This window comes from Methanococcoides seepicolus (assembly GCF_023684405.1).
Taxonomy (GTDB): Archaea; Halobacteriota; Methanosarcinia; order Methanosarcinales; family Methanosarcinaceae; genus Methanococcoides; species Methanococcoides seepicolus.
On sequence record NZ_JAGSOI010000041.1, the window covers coordinates 1 to 26,026 of the forward strand.

Sequence of the window (26,026 nt, forward strand, 5' to 3'; positions counted from 1 at the left end):
AGAATCAAAACCACTTTTTATTTCAGATGGATTAAGATTCTATCCTGAAGCTCTTTTGAAAAAATATGGAAAAAGGAAAGAGTTTCCAAGAACAGGAATAAGAGGAAGACCTAAAATCCCAAAACTTGTCCCTGATAATAATCTCAGATATGCTCAGGTTATCAAAAAAAGAGAAGGTGGGAAGCTCCAGAAGGTTGAGAAGAAGATAATCTTTGGAACGAATATAGATCAAAAAGAGATATCAACGAGCTTACTTGAAAGACAGAATCTAACCTTTAGACAAGACAACAATAGAATTTCAAGAAAGACTATAGGATTTTCAAAGAAACTTGGGTGGTTACATAACCAAATAAGATTCTACTGCACCTATTTCAACTTCTGTAGAGGACATGGTGGACTAATACAAAAAAATAAAAAAGGTGTAAACTATAAGAGAACACCTGCTCAAGAATGCGGGATTGTTGAAGATAAGTGGACATTGAGAGAATTATTGATATTTAACTGTTCAAAAACATCAACCGTTTAATACTGGACTACCTTATTTATGCTAACTGGATATATTCCCTGCCGGGTAATTGCTGATATTTTGTATCTGTATCAAAAGTAGCTCAACAAAACTTAAATAACATTGACTTATATCAAGTTGTGTTGATTTAGTTACTCTAGGTCGAACAGTTAACACGAATGGAGGTTATTGAATTTCAAACAATGATATCATGGATGAGATTAGAACAGAACTTCTCTCTTCAAAAGGAATTGGTTCAGTTTTGTTCCTTGACGAAACTGACCGAAAGAAGATAATCGAATTTGAAAGAGAGGATGAACTAAATGGATCAATTGTGTGCGGTAAAAAGAACAACGCTGGAATACGTCAGGTTCTTGACTGTGATGTGATGATGGGTTTTTTAACCAATAATGAGTTTCAGTGGCCTACAAATCATATCAAAGTGATGCACGGTGACAAGCTCATCGGTGAAGATGTGTGCGATCCTCTGGATCTTCAGGAGTATCGTGACGATCATGAATATTGTGTTTTGGGTAATATCGTAATACTTTATGAGGAGTTCTTAAAGGGCAATTCCTCAAATGATCCGATATATATGGTCATCAATGCACACCCTTTCCCTTCCATTGAAGTGGTTTCCGGGATTTCCGGGGCACTGATTGCTTCACCTTCAAGAGCATCGGATGAATATATGCGATCTCTTTCTCAAGAGGACAAAATGCTACATGTTGGTTCTTTCCTTCTTGGGTTCAACCTAAAGCCCTTGGAATATGCCAGCAGTCTAGTAGCCGCTCCTCTAAAAAGCAGTGTCTATTGATCAAAAAGTGAAGGAAATAATAGGAAATTGGGGATGCTTTTCCACCTCCTTTAACATTCTCAATATTTCTATTTCCTTTGCTGACCATTCAAGTGATCGTAAAGATAATATTTTATTAATTTGGTTTATGCCGTTACTAAAACTGTGGAGGTCAACAATGGTATTGTTAACATTGAATTTTTCGATGAACCATTGTACAGTTCGGTATCATTAAAGATGATCTCGATCAGGCTCTGTAGAAACTTACTTTTTTATATCAGTATCAAAAGTATTTCAATAATACTTAAGTAACATTGAATTATAACAATATACATTGATTAATTGATCTTGATCTATCAGTTAATTATTGGGGGTTATTAAATTATAAACGAAGATATTATGGATGGGGCCCGAACAGAACTTCTATCTTCAAAAGGGATCAGTTCAGTTCTGTTCCTTGACGAAAATGACCGGAAGAATATACTCAAGCTTGAAAAAGAGGATGAACAAAAAGGAATAGTTCTGTGTGGTAAAAAGAGCAACGTTGGGATTCGTCAAGTTCTTGGATGTGATTTGATGCTATGTTTTTTGACCAACAGTGAGTTTCAGTGGCCTAAAAATAATGTTAAATTGATGCACGGTGGCAAACTCATCGGTAAAGATGTGCTCGATCCTGTGGAACTTCAGGGTTACCTGGACGATCCCAAATATCGTGTCTTAGGTAATATTGTAATACTCAACAAAGAGTTCCTGAATATAAGGTCCTCGACCGATCCGATAGATATGGTCATCAATGCACATCCTTTCCCCTCCATTGAAGCGGTTTATGGCATTTCGGGGGCAATTATTGCTTCTCCTTCAGTAGCGTCGGATAAATACATACGATCTCTTTCTCAGGATGGTAATTCGGCCTACATTGGTTCTTTCCTTCTGGGGTTCAACCTGAAGTCCCTGGAATACACCAGTAGTCTTGCAGTTACTTCTCTAAAAAGCAGTGTCCATTGATCGTAAAGTGGGGGATAAGGACAGTAAAGTGTTTTTCCCTTCCTTCCTCTTTTGATATACCAAATATTTTTCTTTCCTTTGCTGACCATTCAACTGGTCGTAAAGATAATTTTTATCAATTTGACTAAGACCGTTATTGTTATTTATTTGACGGGCTATGGTCGTTTATGTCTTTAAAAGTGCCTGAAGGACTTGAAACCGAGAGAACGCTCATCCGTCCTTTCAAAGGGGATGATCTTGATGGCTTCTACACTTTCATGTCTGATGGGGAAGCTACTAAATATCTTCTTTTCACTGCTGATCAAAAGACCTTCGAAGGTACTAAAGAGTTGCTTGATAAGACTATTGCAAATTACGATAATGAAGAACAGATATATGCTCTGGCAGTTGAGCGTAAAGCCGATGGAAATTTCATTGGTTCTATCGGCTTTGGTCCGGATTGGAAAGGTTCAGGATATCAGATGTTCTGGATGATCCTTCCTGAGTACTGGAAAAAGGGATATGGTATTGAAGTTACCAAAAAGCTCCTTGAATATGCTTTTTCTATACTGGGGTTAGAATTGATGACTGCTTATTCTCATCCTGACAATATAGCATCTGAAAAGCTTGCACTAAAACTGGGGATGGTGGACAATGGTATTGTTGACATTGAATTTTTCGATGAACCTCATGTGCAGTTCGTTATCAGAAAAGATGATCTAAATCAATTGCTTTAAATATATCCAATTCAATGCTCTTTCATGGAATGGATATATCTTTTAATAGCAGGGATCTTTGAGACTGGTTGGGCGATCAGCATGAAATACAGTGAAGGATTTACGAAGATCTACCCTACTCTCTTTACTCTGGTCTTTCTTGTGATCAATGTCCCTTCTGGAAAAAGCACTTCGTGTTATCCCTGTGGGTACCGGATATGCTGTTTGGACCGGAATCGGTATCCTCGGTACGACTTTGCTGGGCATCTTCCTTTTCAATGAATCCATGGACATTGTCAGGCTGGTCTGCATATCATTGATAGCCATTGGGATAATGGGACTTAAGGTTCTGGCACCTCAGTGAAATTGTTCCTGTCAGCTAATAAGTTACTGCAAATGCTCTGTTCTTATATTTTCAGGCACATTCAACTTCTCGTAAGAATATATGTCTGAAAGCTTCTATTATCTCTGCTTTCCCAATATTTTTAAATTTATCGAAATATCCTGTAATGCCAGAACATAGCCACTGGATGACAATTTTATTTTGTATTATTTACTTAAGCCCATAAAGCTTTTTAATCAATAATGGACAAATTATAACTTGAGGAGTTCGAGTGGAACTATAACAAAATCAATGAATTGACAATATACAACATTTTAAATAAAAGCGGGGGTTCATACTTTGATCAATATGTTTTCGTCAGGTCCAACTACTGAAATGAACTATAAGTTCGTTGATCTTGTTGACATTCCCAAGCTACAGGATCTCATGGATAGTTTTTATGCTGTAACTGGGGTCACAAATGCACTTCTTGATGCGGATGGTGAAATACTCGTTGCTGCTGGTTGGCAAGATATTTGTGTAAAATTCCATCGTTCTAATCCTATTACTGAGAAGCGGTGTAAGGAAAGCGATACACAGTTCGTTAAGTTCTTTGATGCTAGTTCTGCATTGAATAACCGTTATTTCGAATATACCTGTGGCAATGGATTGGTAGATGTCGGGATTCCTGTATATGTCGAAGGCAATCATCTTGCTAATTTCTATATTGGTCAGTTCGTCTATGAGAAACCTGATGTCGAATTTTTCAAAGTACAGGCAAATGAGGTTGGATTTGCTGAGAAGGAATACCTCGAAGCTCTTGATAAAGTTCCTATTTTTACTAGGGGACAGATTGATCAGTTAATGGATTATTTTATCAAGGTAGTTTCCTTTCTTACAGATATTGGTTTACAAAAACTGAAACTTACAAGGGCTGAAGAAGCCCTTCTACTTGATGAAAAACGACTTGAAGCTCTATTAAAGCTTAACCAGATGTACGATGCCACTTTTGAAGATATAATCGATTTTGTACGTGAAGAAAGTATTAACCTTACTAAAAGTAAGATCGGTTATCTGGCACTTTTAAATGATGATGGAACATTGCTTTCTATGCACTCTCAAAAGCAGGCTGACGTGGGGGAATGTATTGCCAAAGATGATGTTCCGGACTATCCTCTTGAGTACGCTGGTTTCTGGGTTGAGGCCGTTAGGTATGGAAGGCCGATCATTACCAATGATCATGAAGCACTTGATCCTCTCAAAAAAGAATCTCTTGGGGAACACTTAAAGATCCTGCGCAATATGGATATTCCTGTGTTCGATGGTGACAAGATAGTGGCTGTTATGGGTGTAGGCAATAAGGAAACGCCATATGTTGAATCAGATGTTCGTCAACTAACCCTGTTAATGGATGGCATGTGGAGGATGGTAAAGCGCAGAAAAGCAGAAGGTGATCTCTACAAAAGTGAGAGGAGAAATCGATCGATCCTAAATTCTATTCCTGATCTCATTTTCAAGTTCAGTGGGGATGGGACGTTTATGGATTACAATGCACCTTCTGAGGAATCTCTTATGATTCCCGCAATGGAGTTCATCGGAATGAATATTTCTGATATTTTTCCAAAACACATTTCAACTCCTTCAATCGTGAACATTAAAAAAGCGTTGAAGGATGGTAATATTGAGATACTTAATTATCAAATGGACCTGGATGAAGGTGTTCGTTATTATGAATCTCGTTTTGTTGCCACCGGGGAAGACGAGGTGTTGGCGATCATTCGGGATATTACTGATCGAAAGGAATCTGAAAAAATACTTCGTGAAAAAGCAGAGGCTGAAGCTGCAAATCTTTCCAAGAGCAAGTTCCTTGCGAATATGAGTCATGAGTTAAGAACTCCGCTAAATGCTGTTATAGGGTTTTCAGAAATGCTTGCGAGTAAGAATTTTGGCGAGCTTAATGAAAAGCAAGAACGCTATGTAAATAATATTTCTTCAAGCGGTAGTCATCTTCTTGAGATTATAAATGATATTCTGGATCTTTCAAAGATAGAAGCAGGAAAGATGGAACTTTTTATCGAAGAATTCAATTCTCTGGATGCAATTGATGAAGTCTGCTATTCTTTGATGCCCCTTATCCTTAAAAAGGACCTTAAACTTAACTTTTCTGTTGATGAGGATGTGGGGTGGATATTTGCTGATATTACAAAGTTCAAGCAGATACTTTATAATCTACTCAGCAATGCTGTTAAATTCACTTCAGAAGGCGGTTCTATAACAATTAGTGGTTCAATTATTGGGAAGGAGGGTCATTTCAGTGTAGAAGATACTGGCAAAGGTATTGCAGCTGATTCCCTTTCTTCTATCTTCGACCCTTTCTCACAAGTTGAGAAATTCGAAACAAAAGTGGAAAAAGGAACAGGACTCGGTCTTGCTCTTGTCAAACGTTTTGTTATGCTTCATGGGGGGAGTCTGGGTTGAATCTGAGCTTGGTAAGGGGAGCAAGTTTTCGTTCAGCTTGCCGATAGACCCCGTTCATATTGGGGAATCGTCCATGCCTTATTTGAAGTGATCTTGCCACCATAATCAAATTTACTTGAGTTATAGGTAAATCTAATTTTTAAAAACTGTTATATAGCATCAAAGCAGTCTTTTTATTGTAACCAATACTCCTAAAATAAGAGGTAAAACATATGGCTTGCTGGGAATATGATATTAAAATGATTCGAATGGACAAGATCGACACTACCAAGGAAGATCTAAATTCACTTGGGATTGATGGCTGGGAGTTAATCAAGTTTGATGGTCAACTCGATAGTTCCGGTAAAACTACCGGATATTTCAAACGTTTATTGGATGGAGCTAATATCTAAAGCTTTTACCACATATCTCCATCTGTTTTTGCAACTTCTTCGTTGTCCTTGCAAATGCAATATTTGCAAAGGGCAATGTCAACTTCCTTTTGCTTGTTTTTGATAGGGCAGTAATATTCACCGTTCAGTTCCATTATTGTCATTCCTCCCGGTAAGATCATACCTACGGGGTGTAACGGTTTTTTTGTGATGAATATGAGGTATGGTGTTACTACATTCATAAATCTCTGAAAGTAAGTTTCGAGAGGATCCTCACTAACTTGCTGCTCGTAATTTTTGATAAGTTCTTTGTATGTTTCAGCATCTATCTCTTCTATCGCAGGATTCGATCTTAAGCCCTTTATTTCCATAAAAGTCTCATAGTAATAACTAAATAATTCCGTTGAATAAGCCTTTTTATATTTCTCTGGTAGGAACTTAACGTAATTGAGCATGAATGAACGTGCTTTCATAATGTCATTGTTAGATATTCTTCTTGCATCCTTTTCCAGGGATGCAAGAAGTTCTTGAGTGTCCATGGGCATCCTTTTCGATATATTCATTAATGTATTTTCCCTGTTCGAAGAGTTTCACCTCTTCATCAGTTTCTCTTCTTACTGGCTGCCAATGCAAATAATATGGCAACTGCTGGTGCCACAATTCCAAGAGGTGTGCTTTTTCCTTCTTCCGGAAGCTCAGGTTCGAAGCCTTCCGGAAGATATATCGTAGTTTCCGGATGGAATGCATACCATGCAAACCAGAAATCCCTTTCTTTTACAATTTCGTCACCAGTAGCCAGGTCAGTTATCCTGACAATTCCTGCTTCATCTCTTTCAACAAGGATCTCAATTCCATTGACGGTGTCTTTTATAGTGCCGGAATTGATAAGATCCTCTTCACGATATGCCTGGTAAGTTCCATTCACTTCGATGCCGAAAATGACAGTTTTAGGGTGGATCGTGTCATCACTGTTCTCCACGGGGAATAGCACAAAACTGTTCTCATAGTAATTACCATATGGGTCAGTGCCATATGGTCTGTCGAACCCTGTATCCTTTGAGAGAACTTCTGAATCCGGATGTATCACTTTCCAGTCCCTCCAGACAACTGTTTCTATGGAAATTGCTTTCAATTCCATTCCTGTAAGCTCACCGACGATCGCTTGCCCGCCAATTTGTGTCCAGTATGAATTCGTTTTTCTATCATACATCACAAGGTTTGAATTATATAGCTTTCCTGAGGTGCCAAATTCAACTTCTTCTCCGTTGATCGTTCTTTCATAGGCGATTCCTGATCCACACAGTGGGCAGTATGTTATGAGGATCGGCTCACCATTTATGTGGTCATTTACAATCTCATGCCAGACCATCACTTGTAGGGGGTACACTCTTTTAGTGTCGTTGTAGATGAGTGCCAGTACCAGCTCATTGTCCTGTATCCATCTATCAGCTTCATCAACAGTTACATACCCCGGTTCATCAATTGAGGGGATCCCATCCATGGGTGGACCTCCTGATGTGATCTTATTCGGATCTACAATATATTTCACTCCCAGTTCTGTGACCATTATGCCTGTTTCTTCTTCCATCTTAGTAAGTTCAGGCAGCTTTTCGATCGAACCGGCATTTTCCTCTTCAGCAACTGCTACTAACGGCAGGATCAGGAAAAGTATGCATGAATGTACTGCTATCTTTCCTAAGGTGTTCATAGTAATTTCTCCAGTACTCTGAATACAAATACAAGGTAATAGACAGATATGACAAGCATCATGATGCCTGCTGAAAGGTTTATCTTCCTTTTGTTGGTAACGAGGAATCTGATGGTCCTCTTGCTCTTTGTTGTTGATATTGCAGAGAAGACCAGTAATGGAAAGCTCAATCCAATTCCAAAGGCAATGAAGTTCAGGAAATTCTCTACAAAGCCCATGCTTGTAAGTGATTTAGCAAACAGTGCTGCAATAAATGCAGGATTGCATGGGACTACGATAGCTCCGAAAAAGAATCCGTACAAAAAAGCTGTTATGATAGGGCTTCTGTCGTTTGAAATGTTAGTTCTTGGCAAAAATTTACCGATGTCAAAATCGAGTATCAATAGTATACTGATAATGAACAGTATGCCAAATGCAATCGGTGAGATTATTCCGATTACCTTTGTAAGGGAGACTTGTAATATTGTGGTGAATAATATTCCCATGAGTGCCATGAAAAGGATAACTCCGGCACTGATTATTAGTCCGAAGATGATCGGTAGCTTCTCATTTTTTTCTTTTCCTGACATCTGGTTGGAAAGGTATGCCAGAAATGCAGGGTATAATGGTAAGACGCAAACTGCCGTAAGTGGCGTTAATAGTCCAAGTGTGAAAGAGAAAAATAGGTCGGTGATAAAAGGAAGGATCGTGCTCATCAGCATCCCTCATCTAGCTCCGTTATAAGTTCATCCGATTGCTTTAAGCCCCTGTCCAGTAGTCGTGTGGATTGGTCATTACAAATGAGTATTACTGGAGCGCTTGGCGCATTGACAACTCCCACTCCGAATTCATCGATCAAAGACTCTGTCATTTCAATGGGTGCTACTGCAAAGTACCAGTCAAATCCATTCTTTTCAGCATGATCTCTGACGAGTTCCGCATCTTCGTTAGGGTCAGTATCAAGGGAGATATGGATCACACTAGGTTCTATTCCTGCAAGCTCTTCCATCTCTTTTTGCTGTTGTAAGCAGGTTGGACACCAGACTGCAAAAGCCTCTAACATTACCGTTTGTCCTTCAAAATCGCTTATTTTGAAAGTGTCGCCGGTTATGGTATCTGTTAGTTGTACTTCTTTCCAGTCTATAACTTCATCCGGTTCAGTTCCCTCGTTCGTCTCACTGCTAATGCATCCTGATATCAGGACCAATGTGATGATAAATGCAATAAATAGGCTATAGGAATGTTTAATATCGTACATTTAATACCCCTATTAAAAGTGTGGTCTGCTTTTAAATAAACGTTTCTAATGGGTTCCTCACTGGATATTATGGAGTTTCTTCAAGATCTCTACTATTATTTGGGGATTAGTTGTGGGCAACGAACATTCATGATTCTGGCAGACATAAGCAGTTGTTTTTTGGTTTTGTGGCTTATATATGGATGTGTATGGTGCTACCCTTTCCAGTTCCTTCTCATTTTTTTCGCTTTTAACAATAACTGTTTTTCCGGGGATGAACTCTCGGTTGATGTTGTTTAGCATCAGCTGCGTATCTTCGGAATCAAGCTCTCCTGCTATCGCAATTTCCACTGGGGGGCGAATGCAAGATCCAGGCCTGCGATGAAATGTGTATAACCAACTGGCATGGCTTTTACTGTGGATGCGAAAGCATTTGACGTATTTATCGCTTCACTATTTAGTTTGGGGATTGCCGGTAAAATTTGAAAGCCTGAGAAGGTTGTTTAATTCTACTGAATTTCCGCTTGGAATAGCTCCGTCATATATCTCTTTTTTTCTGAAAAGCAAAGTCTCACTTTTATTGGATGTATGGAAGAACCCGCCATTTTCTGTATCTTTAAAATTCTCGATTATGTAGTCTGTAAGTTGCAGAGCCTTTGCGAGATAAGTGACCTCAAAAGTAGCTTCATATAGCTCTATCAGTCCCCATGTAAAGAATGCATAGTCATCGAGGAACCCAATTGTTGGCTCTTTGTTGCTGGAATAATTGTGGTAGAGCTCACCATTTTCCTTCATACGCTCGGATATTAGCAGGTCGGCGTTTTTTTTAGCAATATCAATGTATCTTTTATTGCCCATTACGCGACCACTGATCGAGAGTGCTGCTAACATCAGTCCGTTCCAGTCTGTTAATATCTTATCATCCTTTGAAGGGTGTATCCTTTTTTCACGTGTGGAAAATAGTTGTTTCCTGCATCGTTCTATTATGTGATCTATTTCTTTACGTGGTATGTTGTATTGCTTTTCAATACTTTTCATATCCTTCTCCAGGTGTAGTATGTTCTTTCCGCTAAGCTGATGCGTACTTTTTTCGAGGAAATTACCTTCAGGTAGAACATTAAAAACATCTCTGAAGATTGGATGATCTTCACAGCTCAATATACTCTCAATTTCCGAAAGTTCCCATGTGTAGAACCTACCTTCCACTCCCTCGCTGTCAGCATCTTCGGCACAATAAAATCCGCCATCAGGTGAGGTCATATCTCGTAGGATGTATTCAATGATCTCATTTGCTGTATTCGAATACTCTTCTTTGTAAGTGGCTTGATAGGCTTCCGTATATGCAATGATAAGCAATGCCTGGTCATACAGCATCTTCTCGAAATGCGGGACGAGCCATGAACTATCTGTAGAATATCTGTGAAATCCGAATCCGATGTGGTCATATATTCCGCCTTTTCTCATTGCCTGCAATGTTCTTTCGACCATTTGCAGGGCTGTTGGGTTCCCTGTCCTTTTCCAGTAGCGTAGAAGATATGATATGTTATGGGGGGATGGGAATTTCGGTGAGGTTCCGAATCCTCCATTTTCGTTATCGAAATTATTTGCAAGATATGTGTAAGTTCTATGAATGATCTCTTCAGTTACTCCTTCGGTATGCGAGCTCTCACTTTTTTCGGATAAGGCCGTTTTTATCAGCTCGGTCTGTTCGACTATTTTGTTGTGTTCTTCTTTCCACAGATGTTCTATCCATGGGATAATCTCGAGCATTCCCTTTCTTCCAAACTCGCTTTCAAGGGGGATGTATGTGGCTGCAATGAAAGGTACCTTCTCCGGGGTCATTATAATGGTAAGGGGCCATCCCCCGCTGCCGTTCATTTTCTGGCAGATGTCCATGTATACCGAATCGATATCTGGGCGTTCCTCTCTGTCCACTTTGATACTGACAAACGTGTCGTTCATCATTTTAGCAACGTCTTTATTCCTGAAGGATTCCTTTGCCATTACATGGCACCAATGGCATGTTGAATATCCAATGGAGAGGAATATTGGCTTATCCTCACGTTTTGCTTTTTCAAATGCTTCTTCTGTCCATGGATGCCAATCCACAGGGTCATATGCGTGCTGCAGGAGGTATGGATTTTTTTCATCGATCAATCTATTCTTAGTACCCTTGTCATCGTTTGTCATGATTTCCCCAAATCATTTTAATTTGACTTATATTTTTTAGAAAGAAACTCTTAAATGAATGTTGACTTATCGCTATATGGATTTATCCCTGTGGACGATCTTTAAATGTGTGGGGCAGTAATGATATTAAGAAATAGTGACATTGATATCTGTTCTTCTGCTTGTAACATTTGTTGTGTTTCTGGATGTACTGACGCCATAAATGATGTTGGGAGTTTTATCTAAAAGATCCTGGGGTTTCATTTTCTACTGGTCAATAAAAGGTTGCTGTGGCCCTTGTGATGAAGTCTCGGATTATGTTCGATTAACTACTTCCGTTCTTGCTCTTGGGGGTGAGTGAGTTCCTTGCTGTTATGAAAGGCTTTGTATGGTGGTTATGGTCATTTTAGCAGCTTCCTGAAATGGGTCTTGTAAGGGGGGTTGCTGACTGAGCTCTCTTATTGATGAAATGCTTGCTGGGGTTGATACTCCTTATTGTGTGTTCGCTAGTACCATTTATGTATCTGCACTCATTTTCAGCAAGAAATTTCAAAGTATTTTTCATTTCTAATATTGTCAAATATGTATTATTAATTATATATTTCTATTTATGCCGATTTGATATTGTTTATCCTGGTATATATTATATTTTAACTATCATACATACTAATTTATTAACTATATATTTTTAAAAGTATATCTTTATAAATAGATATTTAATAATTCAGATTTACCCTATTATTAAATATAAATTTTATAATATATTCGTTTCATTATTAGATATTTAAGAATATACTTTGCTACAATTTTATAATGCACGGGGTATAAAATTAAATATGATATTTATGTTTAAATAAAAATGCACCTTTATTTTTTTAAAATCTTCTACTTTGATCAAGCCTTTTTCTAATATAATTGAGATCATGATCTCGATGGTTCGTATTATGTCTTAACAAAATCCTGGAAAAATGGCTATGTGTTTCTATTCATTTTCTGTTCGCATAGTGTATAAGTGGCACATCAAAAACACGCCAATTCGTATAGCAAACCATCTCTATTTTTTTGCAATGTGGGTGGTATTATTTTTCAATTTAGTTATAATTATATCATTTATTTTTATTACTCCTAATTAATATTTTAAAATACAATGTACTCAATCTCCTTTTAATTATAACTTTTTTAATAATTATATATTAATATACCTTTTTCTTTATGCATTATTTATAGTATATTATTGACTGCTCATTATATGACATACTGTATGTGGGATACTATGGAAATATTTGTACAATTGCCTATGGATATCTGGTCATTTTCGCACAAGCTAGCAAATTATATGACTCAATATGGTGTATGCTCGTATGGGCATTTTTAATAAAAACATTTATGTTGCCTTGATCATCTCCTATTTCTGGTGTATGGCGAATTAAACGAAAAAACCGCATGTGTTTTGATGGTGAGGGCTGGTTTGCCTGTGGACGTCCTGCTAGTACTACTGTTGCAGGTGTGCACAATACTGAAACGATCTAAATGGCAAAGTGAGTTTATGGGTCTCAATATGGACATTGGTTCAATGTTTTCATGGTTCAATGTTAATATTGCAATGCGATTGATCTCATTCTGGGGCCCCACGGCCTGCCATGATGCAATACTGACAAACTATGAATACTGCTATTCCGGCATAAAATCGGTCAGATCTCGATAAATTGGCTGGCATGCTGGGGGATGGGCTAGATAGAAAGCTCGCATTTATCCCTAAATATCACTTCCTCCTTGTGGGTCCTAATATTTCTCGATGCAAGGAAAATCATTCGACTTTCCTCTTTGTGTCATTGGTCGGTTGAGATTTTCCAGCTGTCCCGGTGTTCTTTTCCTGGCATGAACACAATAAGGTAAAAATAACGTAATAATTCTCGCATCAAAAAATGTTTTTATAGTTTGCAATGCTGCATAATTTATTATCGTGCAATATAAAAATGACTATTATGTATGGATCGTGAAGCCATGGCCTGTAGGAAGTAACTGCCAAAAACTGAAGACTCTGTAAAGATCTCCTTCTGCCCGTTGTTGCTTATGCTATCGGTCTTATTCCGGTGACATGAAGCATATGGGCAAAATAAAGGGCAATCTGGCTTAAATGGGTCGCTGTATGGGGGTCATGGTTGCTGAAGGTGGGGCTATTGGGGATTCCGATGGTTCAACAATCGTTAAGATCCCACGTTCTAACTGCATAGGTGCCATGGGTAAACATTTTACTCCTAATGTCACTTAAATAGGCGTAAAAATAACGTTTATTGGTATCCTGGGCAGTATGCGGGGCTTATAACCTCGCTTCTGGTCTTTCTAATGCTAAGATCAGAGCAGCACTTTATGGTCTGTAAATTGCGACTTTTAACAATCAAGTGACTCCTCAGAAGTTCGGAAGCCTTATGGATACTTTTACTGATGGGGATTATATCATTTTGTCGGGTTGCAGTTTGATCTTGGCAATGTTAAAACAATCAATTCCTTTAAAATCCATCTATGGGTTGGTCTGGCATAGTGGGGAAAATCAGGCACGATAAAAGCAATCTATCGGAAGTTGAACGTGACCTAATGGAGCAGGCCTTAATAGATCTGGGGTTGTATCTCCTGAAGCTGTAATGTTAAATGTGATGGTTGAAATATGTGATGAATTGCAAACAACCATGACTCAATTAAGGGGTGATCGAAGGATGATAATAAGCAGCATTCACAAAAAGGGGTTCATTTATTATTAATAATTCTTTTTATGTTGGGCTCTCAGTTTGCTCAAAATCGTCCGATTACGTAATATTAATTAATTACGGCGTTGCTTTATTTTGTAATTAACCTATTTGATTATCTCGGTTATTTCTGAAATGATGGTCTTATTTTCAGAAAATTTGACAAAGCACGTGCACATTTAAATAATGCTCTCCAAATATAAACGCTTATTATTCACCCAACTTTAATTAATTCAAATATAATTATTTCTGCTTGATAAATATTACTTTTGTAAATATATTATGTGAATTTCGCCTATGTGTTTTAAGACATTTTCAACGCACCGAGTGTATAGGCCATAGCTCGAAAAAGGGTTAGTGCACATAGTGTAATAATCACCCAAGGTTATTATAATTAGTATAATTATTATTCATAGTTATAATCTCAATCGGCTCAACTTCTTCCAATATGTGGTTATGTTTTACTCATTGATTCTATTATTCTCAATTTACGGTCATTTTGCTCATTCTTATATACTATAGAATTAAGTTGAAATGTCTGCATAAATGCTATATTTTTCTTAACATGTTTATTCTAAACTCTATGGGAATTCGCGTTTTACAACCTACAGCCCCCCCATTCTACACAAAATAATATCAAGAAATGCATATTTGATATTTTACTGCCAGCTGTGCGTATAGTCGTTGTAATAGCAATTTGGCTTTACTAAATGGGGCTACAAATTCGAGATTAGTTTTGGATCTTGGTAAAAGTCGAGCCATTTCTGATATTGTTTTATTTTTTGATTCTTTGCAACTGTTTTTCTGTTATTCTTCACATTCTTTCATTTAGTGAGGCTATTATTCTCACTTTTTTCATTGATGCATGTCTTTTTTGGTCCCAATTCGCTATGTGTTTCATGCATTTTTTAACTTCTAACTGGTATGGGTGGAGTTTTGAAAACTCCTTACTTCTTATAGGTACTTTTTGCGGTAGTTTTTCATGTTCAAATAAAGTTGATTTGGTATTATTTTTATTTATTTTGTTATGCGAATAAAATACTATTTACAGGTCTTTTATAATATTATATTTATGTAATTGCACATTTTAAACTGCATTTTATTTATATATAACAAGTTATAATTTTTAAAATAATAACTTCGTACATATTTATTTACTCGGCAAATATTATTTATGTAATTAAATTATGTTACCTGCGAGATAATTCAAATTTGTGTAACAAAATAAGTTTACGGGAAAGTATATACTAAACATTATACTTCGATTTTAAATCCAAAAATATCCTCGAATTTCTGATATTTCTTTCTTGCATTATAGAGGTATTGTCGTACGCAGCTTTCTCCTTTTGCACGTGCGAACATGGCAGTGATCTCTGTGGATGAAAAAACGGTATGTAATTGTTTTTCTGGAATGCTTTCAAGCAGCTCTAGGCCTGATAGTTGCTGACCCTCTTCCACCTCATTTTTCATGGGGGTTGACGTTCCGGCTTTAGCAACATACCTGGAAAAGTGAGAGTTAGGTATTTCGCTTACCCAATTCCAGTCCTGATCGTAAATGTTTGCAGTGAGTTTTCCGCATTTAGTGCATTTACCTACGATTATGAATTCCTTGTCAATGGCATGGTAGCTCAAGCTTACAATGGGCGATCTGCATTTAGAACAGGTGCCTACTTCATTTTCTTCGGATTCAGCAGCTGGTATCTGATGCTCGATGTGAAGTGTTTTCTTCTTATGGTCGTAGGTGTATTTTGTTGTGTCCGGTATATTCATGGTACTATCTCGCTGCGGGTATTGTAGCCCACTTATTATGGAATGCATCAGTTCACAAACATATATATAGTGTCATCTGCATAATAGGTTTACTGTTTTATTGGGGTGAATTCTATCATGGCATCTATTCGATCTAGAATTAAGGACCGGCTTAATAAGTTCATTGAGCTGGATGTAAATGGACTTCGGAGCTATGTTCTATCTGTGTTTTTGAGTGTTAAAAAGTCCACAGTAGATGAATTGCACCAGGCCATTACTAAAAAGTACGATGTTTCCAGGAGCGCAGTAGCTTCTATGGTAGGATATATCCATTCAAAGCTTGGTATTCTACGATCTCACAAGGAGTCTTACAAGACCCCGATCGTCTATTCTTTAAAGGAAGAGTATGCAGATCTTTTAAAAGCTGAGCTTAATTCTAAAGGAATCGCTTTATCCTGATCCTTCGGTCAGTCGGCTTTGATCGATTATGGTATCAGTAAAAGATGCTCCTAGGACCTCTACAACTATAGTCATACGTTCCGATGCAAATGCACGCATAACTCGTTCAAGAGATCCTTATTTCAGTCTAATGCGGCGATTATTTCAGGAAGATGCCACTGCTATGCGCGGGCAGAAGTTCCTGATGATGGTCGAAGAAAGGCAAAAAAGTGGCAATCCGGTCAAGACCAGCGAATGGGAGGATCTTATCAAGGAGCTAGATGTGGGTCGTGCTTCGTTCTATTCAATGCGCAATAAGCTTCTTGGTGCCGGTCTTATTTCAAACAGAAACAATGAATATCGTCTCTCCGGTCAGTTCAGCCGTGATCTAATGGACCTTGCCAGATGGTGGCAAACCGCTATCCTGGGTGAAAATCCGGATGATTCCTAATTTTACTTAAGGATTTATAAGTCCCAGGCGATAGGTTTATTAATTAGGTTTGCCATGTAGGTGCTGTAATCATTAAGCAGCCCGGTAGTGTAGTGGTCAATCATGCAGGACTCTGGATCCCGCAACCTCGGTTCGAATCCGTGCCGGGCTACCAATTTCTATTGGATAGTCCAATTCTTTTACTACTGATTTGACTATTATTGATTTTAATTCATACTTGGTTTATTTTTATTCTACACCACACATTTTATAGTGTTTTCTTTCAAATCGATTTTTATTTTAAAAATTTCATTTAGCTTTGGTAGGACTGAGATTTTTAGGAAAGTTAAAAATGAAAATTAGAGAAAGCGGTATGCCCGATGAAGATCACTGGGAAGGATTTTTTGAACCATATGAAATCCTTAAAACATTAGGTTTGAACAATAGTATTATCGATGTAGCAGACTTTGGTTGCGGCTATGGAACTTTTACAATCCCGGCTGCAAAGGTAATAAGTGGAAAGATTTATGCCATTGATATAGACCCGGAAATGATAGAAATTGTGGAACAAAAGGCGAAAGTGGATAATTTAAACAATGTTGAAACAATACTTCGTGATTTTATGTCAGAAGGCTGTGGTCTTGAAAAAGAAAGCGTAGATTATGTCATCCTTTCTAACATATTACATGGGGAAGAACCAGAAAAACTACTCAGAGAGGCTTACAGAATCTTGAAACCAAAAGGAAAAGTAGGAATAATTCATTGGAATTATGATCCGTCAACTCCAAGTGGACCTCCGATAGAAATTCGAACTAAACCAGAACAATGCATTAAATGGGCTATTTCTTCAGGATTCAACATCTCAAGTATGTATGATCTTAAACCATGTCATTATGGTTTTGTCCTTAACAAAACATGTTGATAAGCATGTTGAAAGATACTGCAAAGATAGTTCGAGACGTGGCCAACTCCGACCCCCCTTCGCTTTGATCTGTGAAGAGGATCTTCTGTCAATTAATCGAGTACTTTGATTTGACAACTATCACCACAACACATTTCCTCACCTATCTCCTTGCTCACATCTATATAATAGATGTCTCTTTTTGTTTTTGACAGCAATTATTACAAGAAAGTATCTATGTTATAGAAATATTTATACATTCGGACGTAACCTGTTTTAACCTACAAACCAATATATTAAATGGGTGTGGGAGTTATATGGCGTAGAGCGAGTTTGGGGACTTGTGGGGACGAGAATTCCACTAAAGGTGGCATTCTCTGATAAATGGCTCCCATGCCCATGATCAAAGTGATATTTTACCTCTTTTCATCCCCCAAGGATGCATAACAGATCCCTCTTGCATAGTATGCTTCATTCCAATCTCATGACCAATCTCGTGCATGAGCCGAAGCTGCCAGTCACTAACTTTGTCGTATAACCATTCGCAGATGCAGTGACAACACGCTTGATCCAGATCGCTTTATATGCGTTCTGTGCCAGTCCTCCCATGCTCACAATACGTCTGCATGGATTTGCTGTCAGGGGAAACATATGTTGCTCCTACGCCCTCGACAGACTGCACTCCGGCATTTGTACCAAGAGCAATGCTAATCTCATCGTCAGGAGAATCAGTGAACTGTGCTATCCACAATTTGACTGCTGCCCAGGTATCTGCATACTCATTGCGGATGATGATCTTTCTGTACTCGGTCACACCTGCTATTCTTTGAGCATTTGAGACATCATCGAAGATGTTCTGGTCAGCTCAGGAAGTGATTTCATTACCAGTATCAATATCGCCTCCGTGAGTGCTTCCTTCTGTCCAGGTTAAACATTGATACCATTTGATTAGTGCTGGATCTATTGCCATGTAGGAGAGGGTGGATTATTGAGTATAAAAAGGAAAGTTGAAATATTATGTGTGCGTACAAAAAAACATGGAGAGAATTATAGAACTTTTTATAATAGCCCTTGCCGTCTTTTCAATAATATTTAGCATAATACTAATATTTATCTTAATAGCATTTTTTGGGAATGAAATCATACCTTTTGCTAGCCATATAAATTAAATTCTCAACCCACCACTCATACCAAATCCACCAGTAAACCGAGGCATAGGTTTCCTAACAGGCCTGTGCAATCCCATCACGCCGTAACGAAGAGCACCCATTGCGTGATCGTCAATCTTGATTGGCTCTTCTTTTACTTCTTTTCCAGATTGAGATTCAGGATATCTGTACCGTTCCATTTCCCAGATTGTCTTCTTGCACTCATCAGAGAGTTTCATGGTCTTAACAGAAGCATTTACAGCTGCAATGCCAGGAACTTTAGCGTTGTTCGCTTTGGTTGCAGGAATACCATTTCGAGTCATTGTATCGATGAGATCTGGACTTGATGGATCACAGAAGAAGTGTGAAACTTTCCATCTTGCCTGCAAGACCTTGGCAGAGTTTACGAGATCCTCAGGAGTCATCTGCTTACGGTAGATCTCATCAAGCACACAGAGTGATCCATCCGCTTTCTGACCAACTGCAAGGAGTACTGTGGGATTGGTCCATCCAAAGTCCACACCTGCAACAACGGTCTTGAACTCTTCCTTCTTGATCAATTCAGACGCTATGACGTTCTCAAACCGGTTAAAGTCAGGATACACAAGACCTTCAAATGCGACAAACTGTCCTTCAAGTTCCTGCAGTGCAAATGTTCCGGAATAGGATCCTTCGAGGGATGAAAGATAATCTTCAGGAAGATGAGCATTGTCTCGAGTCTTGGCATGAACTATTTCATATTCCTGATTCTCAGCCAGGACAAACTTGTCATAGATCCAGTTGAATCTCTTTGGAGTGCCTGTCAGGAATCCACAGCGTTCATACTTCGGCTGTCTGAGCCTCCCCCCTCATGATATCCCACGTTTCGGGTTTACAGTCAGCAGCCTCATCCATCCAGAACCACGTGATTGTAGGACCTCTCAACCGGTCAGGCTTGTCAGCAGATCTGAACAGGATCTCCGAACCGTTGACAAGCTTCAGTGTGTACGTGCTCTTGTTCCAACTACTGATGATCTCCGGAGGACAGATGCTGAAGAATGTTCGCATCGTCGCATCCCCGAGCATCGGGAAGATCGGTGCGATGATTACACCAAGTGAGCCAGCTTTAGGCAAATATTGGTGCTTCAGTTATTGCCATGTATCAGTGACTAGAAGTGGAGTATAAAAAGGAAAGTTGAAACGAAACGGTTTTATACCAAATCGAAATATACTAATGGATTAAAATAAATAGATTTTAGAACCCATGCCAAGAACAGATTTAGTATAGTGTAATATATCGCAAAAACACACGGTTGGCAGGGAAGAAAATGAGATGCAACATTGGATATAAACCACTTAAATGGTGGTTTTGCCATGAATAATATAGAATTTATCCATACAAATTTACCACATGCGGAAGGTAACAAAATTGTGAGTAAGGCGGCTAAGGTTACCACTTTTTCGAGTTTGCTTTTCAACAGTGTTCCCATTAATATACTAGTTGTCAATCAGGAAATAAGGATTGTAGATACCAATCATAATGCAATTATTGAATTTAAAACAGAAAGGGAACAAATCATAGGACTTTTCTGCGGTGAACTATTTGGATGCGTCAACTCCTTTAAAGAGAAAGGGTGTGGGAAAAATGATGAATGTTCAGCATGTGTACTCCGTAATTCTGTAATATACACTTTTCAGACTAATGAAATTGTACGCAAGAAAGAGGTTGAATTGAAAATTAAAACCAATGATGGTTTTTCAAAAAAGTATCTGCGTATTTCGACAACATTGATACAACAAAACAATGAACCAATGGTTTTGCTCACTGCTGATGATATTACAGAACAGAAGCTGTCTGAAAAGGTACTAAAAAAAAGTGAAATTAAGTATAAAGAGTTGGCGGATTCCTTGCCTCAAACGGTTTTTGAAACTGATTTGCAAGGAAATTTAATATTCGTCAACCGTCATGCATTTGATATGTTTGGTTTTATGCAGGGAGACTTCGACAAAGGTATAAATGTTTTCCAGACACTAATGCCCGAAGATTCGGAAAGAGCTAAACTGGATTTTGAGAGGGTCGTGTGTGGAGAAGGTCGAGAGTCTAACGAATACACTGCTCTGAGAAAAGATGACAGTACATTTCCTATCATCATATATGCAAGCAGAATTGTTTACAATAATAAAACAATAGGCATTAGAGGAATCCTCGTAGACATCACCGAACGCAAGGAAGCAGATAGGGCATTGAGAGAAAGTGAAGAGAAATTCAGAACAATATTTGAAAACGCCAGTGATGCAATTTATGTAACTGGCCTTGATGGCCAATTCCTGGAAGTCAATCAGGTGGCTTGCGATCAACTTGGGTACAGCCGAAGTGAACTTCTTCAGATGGGGGCAGAGGATATCGATTCTTTTGATGATGCAGCACAGGTCGAGGCTTGAATCAATCAGATACTTCGGGATGGCCATATCATCTTCGAGACAGCTCTGGTTCGAAAAGATGGTTCCATTATGCCGGCAGACGTTAGTTCTCGAATTATTGATTATATGGGGAAAAAAGCTCTTTTGGGTATAACACGAGACATTACCAAACACAAGCAAGCAGAAGAAACAATGCTCAATGCCAAACTTACTGCGGAAGCTGCCAACCGGGCCAAGACTGAATTTGTGGCAAATATGAGCCATGAACTGAGGACGCCTTTAAATTTAATAATTGGTTTTTCGGATGTGATTAACAGTGAAAATCAGGGCTCTTTGAATGAATATCAGAAGAAATACACATCTAATGTTCTTGCAAATGGAAAGCATCTTTTGAATATCATCAACGAGATATTGGATTTTTCAAAGGTAGAAGGCGGAAAGATGGAGTTGAATATAGAAGAAATCATTTTGACCAAAGTTATTGAGGAAATAGAGACTTCTATAATACCTTTATCTTCAAATAAAAATATTGAACTTACTTTCAATATGGATGTCAGAAAGCCTATTATAAAAGCAGACATGATGAAATTCAAGCAGATTCTTTACAACCTCGTGAGTAATGCCATTAAGTTCACAGATCAAGGAGGGTCAGTGACAATCGGAGGAAAAATATCAGAGGACCTTGTGCATATTTCTGTAAAGGACAGTGGCATCGGTATTTCACCAAAGGATCAGGCTAAATTGTTCGACCCTTTCTTTCAGGTGGATTCTTCGACTACCAGAGAGTATGGGGGTACTGGTCTTGGCCTTACACTTGTAAAAAAGTTTGTAGAAATGCATCATGGTAATATTTGGATTGAAAGTGAAATTGGAAAAGGAAGTACGTTCACATTTATAATTCCAACTGATCCTGAAAACACATCATTTTGATTAATTTCAATTCGAATGTAACTGCTTCAGTAGACAGCATTTGTATTTTATAAGAGTTTGAATCACTACTAATACTTCCAAGAGTCGATGTTGTACATCTCATGTATTTCACTGCAACTGACCCAACAAATCCCTTCCAAACTCAAACTTTACCAACGCTTCGATCAACTTCGGTGTTACTTTTCATGAACCTGCACGTGCTCAAGAGCTTCGTGATCGAGCACTAGGGAACATTGACTGCAGAATTTATCGTCCGGACGAAGAACATTGTTGCAACGTGGGCAGTTATCTAGAGTAACATGACGACAATCATCTTTCTTCAAACCATATTTTTCGTAGATATTATCGTTGATCTCTTGGTCAGTATAGTTAGCATAGATACGTAACATCTGTGCTGATCCTCGGGACCAACCAGCACCTATGCTTGATCTCCTGCTCGTTGAGGCCATCGAGTATCCAATTGGTGACAGCTAAATGTCTGAAGCTGTGTGGGTTTACCGGTTTCTTGATGCTTGCTCTTTTTGCAATATTCTTGAAGTTCACCCGAATACTTTTGTAGCTCATAGCTTGTATGTTATTATCAAGTGTTACCCACAGTGGTGCATCCGGTTCATTCTTTTGTGGATGGACAGCAATCCACTGATTTAGAAATCCTGTAGACCACGTAAGAGGTATCCCCTTTGCTGCAGTCGTCTTCTTACTCTTGGATGTCTGTGAAATGTAAAGGATGGCTCCATACTGATTAAACTCAGCGTGTTTGATGCGACAAGAAGCCAATGCACCTATTCGCATACCACTTCTGCCAGGACTGCAATCATGGCCTTATCACGTGGATGTTTGCACGCATCCATCATTTTGTCAAGTTCTTCTTTTGTTAGAAGATCATGTGGTTGAACCGGGGTTTCAATTGATTTTAATTTCAATTTTTGTACCCATTTAGGTTGCTCTCCGTTTCCAAGCACATGGAAGAACTTTTTGATCATCTTCTTGTACGTCCTGATGGTTCCCGGTTTCATTCCGTGCTCATCTTCGAGTCTCATCATCAATAGATCGAAATCATCCTGTGTGATCTCTGTAAGAGGTTTCTCGATATTGTAGCTTCTCAGCTGAACTCACCATGGCCTCTAGATCCCACATCTGAAAAATCATTCACTTCTTTTTTTAATAATAATTATAAATTTATATAGCTGTATTGAAAATAAGTAAACATTCGGACGTAACCTGTTTTAACCTACAAACCAATATATTACATGGGTGTGGGAGTTATATGGCGTAGAGCGAGTTTGGGGACTTGTGGGGACGAGAATTCCACTAAAGGTGGCATTCTCTGATAAATGGCTCCCATGCCCATGATCAAAGTGATCTTTTGCTTCTTTCATCTCCCAAGAATGCATAACAAATCCCTCCTCCATAGTATGATCCGTCCCAATCTCATAACCTATCTCATGAATTAAGCGAAGCTCCCATTCGAGAAATGATTCTTTTGGGATTCCGCTAAGTCCCGGATTGATTAGTTCGGAGGTATTCCACAGGCCACCTTCATATGGACCTGCACGGATGTATGACGAAAGATGACGGCACCGAATCCTTTGTGGTTGGTGTGTCGAGTGAGTTCCATCAGTTTACAAAACGATTTTCCAGAGCCGGTGGTGCCTCCATATAGTACGATATCAGCAGTTGATTCCAGGAACTGGTGTTGCGGACCGGGTTGTGCTCTGATTTCAATCATTTACATGTTCCTCTTCGACTATTCTATGTGGAAATCTATTTATAGATGCATAATGTTTACATGGATTTAGCGAGTTCTTTAAGGGCATTACCCCCCACCCCCCAAAACTTATTTTTTGCTCTTTTAGAACTCATCTAAAACTTCTTTTTCTTCATAACTTTATATCCTTATTCCAATCATTGTCATATTCCTCTTCAGTTGTTCATTGTAGATAGGTATATATGCAAAAAAATGACAGTTTCTATTATTGAGTTCTTCAAGGACAGTTGCCAATTCATGCTCCACTTCCGAATTCTTGTCCTTTTTGAACTCACTCATCACCTTCCTTTTCACGCCCATCCCCTTACTCGCATCTGAATAATAGTTCCCTCCTTTTGTTCGAATAATAGTTAAGGAAATAAATATCTCTTAAAATAATTAAACATCTTACCGTAATTGATTTTAACTTACAGGACAATACTTTGCCTGGGTGTGGAAGTCGTATGATATGAAGCGAGCTTGGGGCTTATGGGGCGAGAGTTCACTTTAATGTGTATTCTCTGATTAAAGGCTCCTATACCCATTATTAAAATGATCTTTGACCTTTTTCATCTGACATGGATGCATAGTGTGGCTCATGTGGGTCACTTCATACCCCTCAGAATCAATCTCAATACTATCACTGAGTTTTAATGTGTAAACAGTTGCCAGCCATGGAGTACAAGTCAAATCAGGCTTATATCGAACATATAGAGGCCTATAAAGATAATTTTATTTAATAAATATAATAAGGACTCTGTAGGGACTCTGTCTAAACCGCTATAAAATGAATAAAGGAAATCAGACCTATGAAACGTTCAACACTACTGGAAAAGCAGATACATTCTAAATTAAATGAAATTTTAGAACCACTTGGCTCGACCCGTTATTTTGTAGAGGTAAAACCAAGGGGGCATCAATTTAGCGCAAAGATCTGGGTTGAAGCGAATATCCTGAATGAAATTGCAGAGGATCCTGAAAAGCTCACATCTATCTCGGATACCATTATAGAAGTTGAAAAGGAACTCAAAACGAAGATCTTTGAAAGTCTGAAACCCCTTTTATGATATTTTTGATCTTTATGTTTCTCTCTGTGTCAGTTAAAAATGTGTTTACTCTTCATGGGGTGTTAGAAGTATAAAATGGAGTTAAAAAAGAGATTTCTCATTAAAAGGAGATACTGTTTATAGTTGGTGTGAAATGTTCAAATGAATTGCAGACCTTTAGAGCATACTCGATCTTGTTTCTCTTCCGAGATCCCTTGGTAAATGATTCATCATGCTGAAGTTCTGCGAAAATGGATCTCCATTGAATAAGTATCAGCAATGCTAAGAGTAATTTGCCAGGAGATGTTTTGTCAGTAAACCAGCCGATCAATTCTAGCGCATATGCTGCAAATAGAATACCTATAACAATTTCGTATGAAATACCAATATAGCTCAAAAATCCCCCAATAATTACTCCATAAAGCGTAAGGGATACCACAAGTGAGATCTTTATCCAGAGTAAATTCCAAAATGATACTTTGGCACGATTTCCAGTTTCCCTATCGATTATGTAGTACATGTTATATCGACATCCTTTCTTGTTATATTTTGTTAATAGTATCTTATATAGAAACATATTTCCGATTGTTTATCAAGTTAACTGTATTGATCCTCATCAACAATATCACCATCATCGTCCGCAGGAACAGGAATTGGCCCCATGTCCTTGATTTTAACAATCTCGAAGCGTGAATCCTATGAATTATTTGGTAAATGGTCCTTGATCATATTCATTACAAATATTACAAAGAACATTAAAAGAACAACTGGGTGAACAATACTGTGAAGAATTGTAGTAAACAATTCATTTTCAAACTCACAAAAATGAATGACATGATCGATCGTAAAGAAACATCCAAGCATAAGAATGACAAGTAATGAATCGAGTAATATGGCAAAAGCCATCTCGATATGCACATTCAGTAAGCTTCGGAACCTTACCATCTTAACACCGTGTTTTGTTATACATATTAAATTAGATTGACTTTTTATATAAGTTTTTTTAAAATCGTAAAATCGTAAAATCATAAAATGGAAAGTTGAAAAAGAATCAAAGCCTTTGTTATGATTAATTTGTTCATCTATAGTCAAACACCCAACATTTTGGACTTCTGTTTTTCACTAAGAAACTTTTCAATCCATCTCTTTGCAAAGCTAATTTTTGATGAGCACTCCATAAATTTCTCATGTATTAAATCCCGCATATGATCAATATCGATAATGAACT

Annotated in this window: 27 protein-coding genes, 1 tRNA gene and 3 pseudogenes; 15 read left to right on the plus strand and 16 right to left on the minus strand. The window is 38.2% G+C overall.

The window, feature by feature from the left end:
* The 7 genes and pseudogenes from KDK67_RS09715 to KDK67_RS09745 form a co-directional block, all read left to right on the plus strand.
* Positions 1–526: pseudogene (locus KDK67_RS09715) on the plus strand (IS1 family transposase); the annotation flags it as partial.
* 190 nt (positions 527–716) lie between these two features.
* On the plus strand, positions 717–1,322 hold the full coding sequence (locus tag KDK67_RS09720; protein ID WP_250868592.1) for a hypothetical protein: 606 nt from the start codon (positions 717–719) through the stop codon (positions 1,320–1,322).
* A gap of 378 nt (positions 1,323–1,700) precedes the next feature.
* Positions 1,701–2,306, plus strand: a complete 606-nt coding sequence (locus KDK67_RS09725) for a hypothetical protein (protein ID WP_250868593.1) — start codon at positions 1,701–1,703, stop codon at positions 2,304–2,306.
* A gap of 167 nt (positions 2,307–2,473) precedes the next feature.
* The gene (locus KDK67_RS09730; RefSeq protein ID WP_250868594.1) at positions 2,474–3,022 is read left to right on the plus strand and encodes a GNAT family N-acetyltransferase; all 549 of its coding nucleotides are present in this window, start codon (positions 2,474–2,476) and stop codon (positions 3,020–3,022) included.
* An 81-nt stretch (positions 3,023–3,103) separates the two neighbouring features.
* A pseudogene (locus tag KDK67_RS09735) lies at positions 3,104–3,365 on the plus strand (DMT family transporter).
* A gap of 327 nt (positions 3,366–3,692) precedes the next feature.
* Positions 3,693–5,801 carry a PocR ligand-binding domain-containing protein gene (locus tag KDK67_RS09740; RefSeq protein WP_250868615.1) on the plus strand — a complete coding sequence of 703 codons (2,109 nt, stop codon included), beginning with the start codon at positions 3,693–3,695 and terminating at the stop codon, positions 5,799–5,801.
* A 239-nt stretch (positions 5,802–6,040) separates the two neighbouring features.
* Positions 6,041–6,193 (plus strand): Sp36 family protein, encoded by a 153-nt coding sequence (locus KDK67_RS09745; RefSeq protein WP_250868596.1) that lies wholly within the window; start codon positions 6,041–6,043, stop codon positions 6,191–6,193.
* Between the two features lie 5 nt (positions 6,194–6,198).
* On the opposite strand, the gene KDK67_RS09750 is transcribed toward KDK67_RS09745, so the two are convergent.
* The 6 genes from KDK67_RS09750 to KDK67_RS09775 all read right to left on the minus strand — a co-directional run bounded on the left by KDK67_RS09750 (position 6,199) and on the right by KDK67_RS09775 (position 11,286).
* Positions 6,199–6,735, minus strand: coding sequence for a DUF2115 domain-containing protein (locus KDK67_RS09750; RefSeq protein WP_250868597.1), 537 nt, complete (start codon positions 6,733–6,735; stop codon positions 6,199–6,201).
* A gap of 38 nt (positions 6,736–6,773) precedes the next feature.
* On the minus strand, positions 6,774–7,880 hold the full coding sequence (locus KDK67_RS09755) for a DUF3179 domain-containing protein (RefSeq protein WP_250868598.1): 1,107 nt from the start codon (positions 7,878–7,880) through the stop codon (positions 6,774–6,776).
* Entirely contained in the window at positions 7,877–8,575 is a 699-nt protein-coding gene (locus KDK67_RS09760; protein ID WP_250868599.1) for a cytochrome c biogenesis CcdA family protein, read from the minus strand. The genes KDK67_RS09755 and KDK67_RS09760 overlap by 4 nt, the downstream gene beginning before the upstream one ends.
* The gene (locus KDK67_RS09765) at positions 8,575–9,117 is read right to left on the minus strand and encodes a TlpA family protein disulfide reductase (protein ID WP_250868600.1); all 543 of its coding nucleotides are present in this window, start codon (positions 9,115–9,117) and stop codon (positions 8,575–8,577) included. Before KDK67_RS09765 ends, KDK67_RS09760 begins: the two co-directional genes overlap by 1 nt.
* 57 nt (positions 9,118–9,174) lie before the next feature.
* A complete protein-coding gene (locus tag KDK67_RS09770) occupies positions 9,175–9,447 on the minus strand; it encodes a hypothetical protein (RefSeq protein WP_250868601.1) in 273 nt (90 codons plus the stop codon).
* Positions 9,448–9,549: 102 nt separating this feature from the next.
* Positions 9,550–11,286 (minus strand): thioredoxin domain-containing protein, encoded by a 1,737-nt coding sequence (locus KDK67_RS09775; protein WP_250868602.1) that lies wholly within the window; start codon positions 11,284–11,286, stop codon positions 9,550–9,552.
* A gap of 2,128 nt (positions 11,287–13,414) precedes the next feature.
* Here KDK67_RS09775 and KDK67_RS14315 point away from each other — a divergent pair.
* The gene (locus KDK67_RS14315) at positions 13,415–13,537 is read left to right on the plus strand and encodes a hypothetical protein (RefSeq protein ID WP_276575121.1); all 123 of its coding nucleotides are present in this window, start codon (positions 13,415–13,417) and stop codon (positions 13,535–13,537) included.
* Between the two features lie 1,726 nt (positions 13,538–15,263).
* Here KDK67_RS14315 and KDK67_RS09780 read toward each other — a convergent pair.
* Positions 15,264–15,779 (minus strand): hypothetical protein, encoded by a 516-nt coding sequence (locus KDK67_RS09780; RefSeq protein ID WP_250868603.1) that lies wholly within the window; start codon positions 15,777–15,779, stop codon positions 15,264–15,266.
* 117 nt (positions 15,780–15,896) lie between these two features.
* Here KDK67_RS09780 and KDK67_RS09785 point away from each other — a divergent pair, with 117 nt between their 5' ends.
* The 4 genes from KDK67_RS09785 (at position 15,897) to KDK67_RS09800 (ending at position 17,548) form a co-directional block, all read left to right on the plus strand.
* On the plus strand, positions 15,897–16,217 hold the full coding sequence (locus tag KDK67_RS09785; protein WP_250868604.1) for a DUF2551 domain-containing protein: 321 nt from the start codon (positions 15,897–15,899) through the stop codon (positions 16,215–16,217).
* 28 nt (positions 16,218–16,245) lie between these two features.
* Positions 16,246–16,647, plus strand: coding sequence for a hypothetical protein (locus KDK67_RS09790; protein WP_172367394.1), 402 nt, complete (start codon positions 16,246–16,248; stop codon positions 16,645–16,647).
* A 78-nt stretch (positions 16,648–16,725) separates the two neighbouring features.
* Positions 16,726–16,801: transfer RNA gene (locus tag KDK67_RS09795), tRNA-Gln, on the plus strand.
* A gap of 177 nt (positions 16,802–16,978) precedes the next feature.
* Positions 16,979–17,548 carry a class I SAM-dependent methyltransferase gene (locus KDK67_RS09800; protein WP_250868605.1) on the plus strand — a complete coding sequence of 190 codons (570 nt, stop codon included), beginning with the start codon at positions 16,979–16,981 and terminating at the stop codon, positions 17,546–17,548.
* A 382-nt stretch (positions 17,549–17,930) separates the two neighbouring features.
* Here the strand turns inward: KDK67_RS09800 and KDK67_RS14575 are convergent, their stop codons facing one another.
* The 4 genes from KDK67_RS14575 to KDK67_RS09815 form a co-directional block, all read right to left on the minus strand.
* Positions 17,931–18,101: a matrixin family metalloprotease gene (locus tag KDK67_RS14575; RefSeq protein ID WP_420846941.1), complete on the minus strand. Its 171-nt coding sequence runs from the start codon at positions 18,099–18,101 to the stop codon at positions 17,931–17,933.
* Between the two features lie 6 nt (positions 18,102–18,107).
* Positions 18,108–18,341, minus strand: coding sequence for a hypothetical protein (locus tag KDK67_RS09805; protein WP_250868606.1), 234 nt, complete (start codon positions 18,339–18,341; stop codon positions 18,108–18,110).
* A 351-nt stretch (positions 18,342–18,692) separates the two neighbouring features.
* Positions 18,693–19,280, minus strand: a complete 588-nt coding sequence (locus KDK67_RS09810) for a terminase large subunit (RefSeq protein WP_250868607.1) — start codon at positions 19,278–19,280, stop codon at positions 18,693–18,695.
* Positions 19,281–19,494: 214 nt separating this feature from the next.
* The gene (locus tag KDK67_RS09815) at positions 19,495–19,788 is read right to left on the minus strand and encodes a hypothetical protein (RefSeq protein WP_250868608.1); all 294 of its coding nucleotides are present in this window, start codon (positions 19,786–19,788) and stop codon (positions 19,495–19,497) included.
* 240 nt (positions 19,789–20,028) lie between these two features.
* Between KDK67_RS09815 and KDK67_RS09820 the strand changes: the two are divergent.
* Positions 20,029–21,501 (plus strand): annotated as a pseudogene (locus tag KDK67_RS09820) (PAS domain S-box protein); the annotation flags it as partial.
* 15 nt (positions 21,502–21,516) lie between these two features.
* Positions 21,517–22,005, plus strand: coding sequence for a sensor histidine kinase (locus tag KDK67_RS14320; RefSeq protein WP_338101255.1), 489 nt, complete (start codon positions 21,517–21,519; stop codon positions 22,003–22,005).
* 176 nt (positions 22,006–22,181) lie between these two features.
* Here the strand turns inward: KDK67_RS14320 and KDK67_RS09830 are convergent, their stop codons facing one another.
* From KDK67_RS09830 to KDK67_RS09845, 4 genes are all read right to left on the minus strand, one after another.
* Entirely contained in the window at positions 22,182–22,394 is a 213-nt protein-coding gene (locus KDK67_RS09830) for a hypothetical protein (protein ID WP_250868609.1), read from the minus strand.
* Complete coding sequence (locus KDK67_RS09835; protein ID WP_250868610.1) at positions 22,375–22,797, minus strand: site-specific integrase; 423 nt, start codon at positions 22,795–22,797, stop codon at positions 22,375–22,377. Before KDK67_RS09835 ends, KDK67_RS09830 begins: the two co-directional genes overlap by 20 nt.
* Complete coding sequence (locus KDK67_RS09840; protein WP_250868611.1) at positions 22,788–23,048, minus strand: hypothetical protein; 261 nt, start codon at positions 23,046–23,048, stop codon at positions 22,788–22,790. Before KDK67_RS09840 ends, KDK67_RS09835 begins: the two co-directional genes overlap by 10 nt.
* A gap of 845 nt (positions 23,049–23,893) precedes the next feature.
* Positions 23,894–24,067 carry a hypothetical protein gene (locus KDK67_RS09845; protein ID WP_250868612.1) on the minus strand — a complete coding sequence of 58 codons (174 nt, stop codon included), beginning with the start codon at positions 24,065–24,067 and terminating at the stop codon, positions 23,894–23,896.
* A 494-nt stretch (positions 24,068–24,561) separates the two neighbouring features.
* Here KDK67_RS09845 and KDK67_RS09850 point away from each other — a divergent pair, with 494 nt between their 5' ends.
* Positions 24,562–24,819, plus strand: a complete 258-nt coding sequence (locus KDK67_RS09850) for a hypothetical protein (protein ID WP_250868613.1) — start codon at positions 24,562–24,564, stop codon at positions 24,817–24,819.
* Between the two features lie 100 nt (positions 24,820–24,919).
* Here the strand turns inward: KDK67_RS09850 and KDK67_RS09855 are convergent, their stop codons facing one another.
* Complete coding sequence (locus KDK67_RS09855; RefSeq protein WP_250868614.1) at positions 24,920–25,318, minus strand: hypothetical protein; 399 nt, start codon at positions 25,316–25,318, stop codon at positions 24,920–24,922.
* Between the last annotated feature and the right edge of the window lie 708 nt (positions 25,319–26,026).

Coding starts and splice junctions, on each gene's coding strand:
- KDK67_RS14320 (WP_338101255.1), top strand. CDS start 21,517: ATGGAGTTGAATATAGAAGAAATCATTTTGACCAAAGTTATTGAGGAA.
- KDK67_RS09835 (WP_250868610.1), bottom strand. CDS start 22,797: ATGCGAATAGGTGCATTGGCTTCTTGTCGCATCAAACACGCTGAGTTT.
- KDK67_RS09775 (WP_250868602.1), bottom strand. CDS start 11,286: ATGACAAACGATGACAAGGGTACTAAGAATAGATTGATCGATGAAAAA.
- KDK67_RS09725 (WP_250868593.1), top strand. CDS start 1,701: ATGGATGGGGCCCGAACAGAACTTCTATCTTCAAAAGGGATCAGTTCA.
- KDK67_RS09785 (WP_250868604.1), top strand. CDS start 15,897: ATGGCATCTATTCGATCTAGAATTAAGGACCGGCTTAATAAGTTCATT.
- KDK67_RS09720 (WP_250868592.1), top strand. CDS start 717: ATGGATGAGATTAGAACAGAACTTCTCTCTTCAAAAGGAATTGGTTCA.
- KDK67_RS09830 (WP_250868609.1), bottom strand. CDS start 22,394: ATGTTACGTATCTATGCTAACTATACTGACCAAGAGATCAACGATAAT.
- KDK67_RS14315 (WP_276575121.1), top strand. CDS start 13,415: ATGGGGGTCATGGTTGCTGAAGGTGGGGCTATTGGGGATTCCGATGGT.
- KDK67_RS09855 (WP_250868614.1), bottom strand. CDS start 25,318: ATGTACTACATAATCGATAGGGAAACTGGAAATCGTGCCAAAGTATCA.
- KDK67_RS09840 (WP_250868611.1), bottom strand. CDS start 23,048: ATGATGAGACTCGAAGATGAGCACGGAATGAAACCGGGAACCATCAGG.
- KDK67_RS09765 (WP_250868600.1), bottom strand. CDS start 9,117: ATGTACGATATTAAACATTCCTATAGCCTATTTATTGCATTTATCATC.
- KDK67_RS09780 (WP_250868603.1), bottom strand. CDS start 15,779: ATGAATATACCGGACACAACAAAATACACCTACGACCATAAGAAGAAA.
- KDK67_RS09760 (WP_250868599.1), bottom strand. CDS start 8,575: ATGAGCACGATCCTTCCTTTTATCACCGACCTATTTTTCTCTTTCACA.
- KDK67_RS09740 (WP_250868615.1), top strand. CDS start 3,693: ATGTTTTCGTCAGGTCCAACTACTGAAATGAACTATAAGTTCGTTGAT.
- KDK67_RS09730 (WP_250868594.1), top strand. CDS start 2,474: ATGTCTTTAAAAGTGCCTGAAGGACTTGAAACCGAGAGAACGCTCATC.
- KDK67_RS09790 (WP_172367394.1), top strand. CDS start 16,246: ATGGTATCAGTAAAAGATGCTCCTAGGACCTCTACAACTATAGTCATA.
- KDK67_RS09750 (WP_250868597.1), bottom strand. CDS start 6,735: ATGAATATATCGAAAAGGATGCCCATGGACACTCAAGAACTTCTTGCA.
- KDK67_RS09800 (WP_250868605.1), top strand. CDS start 16,979: ATGAAAATTAGAGAAAGCGGTATGCCCGATGAAGATCACTGGGAAGGA.
- KDK67_RS09745 (WP_250868596.1), top strand. CDS start 6,041: ATGATTCGAATGGACAAGATCGACACTACCAAGGAAGATCTAAATTCA.
- KDK67_RS09755 (WP_250868598.1), bottom strand. CDS start 7,880: ATGAACACCTTAGGAAAGATAGCAGTACATTCATGCATACTTTTCCTG.
- KDK67_RS09850 (WP_250868613.1), top strand. CDS start 24,562: ATGAAACGTTCAACACTACTGGAAAAGCAGATACATTCTAAATTAAAT.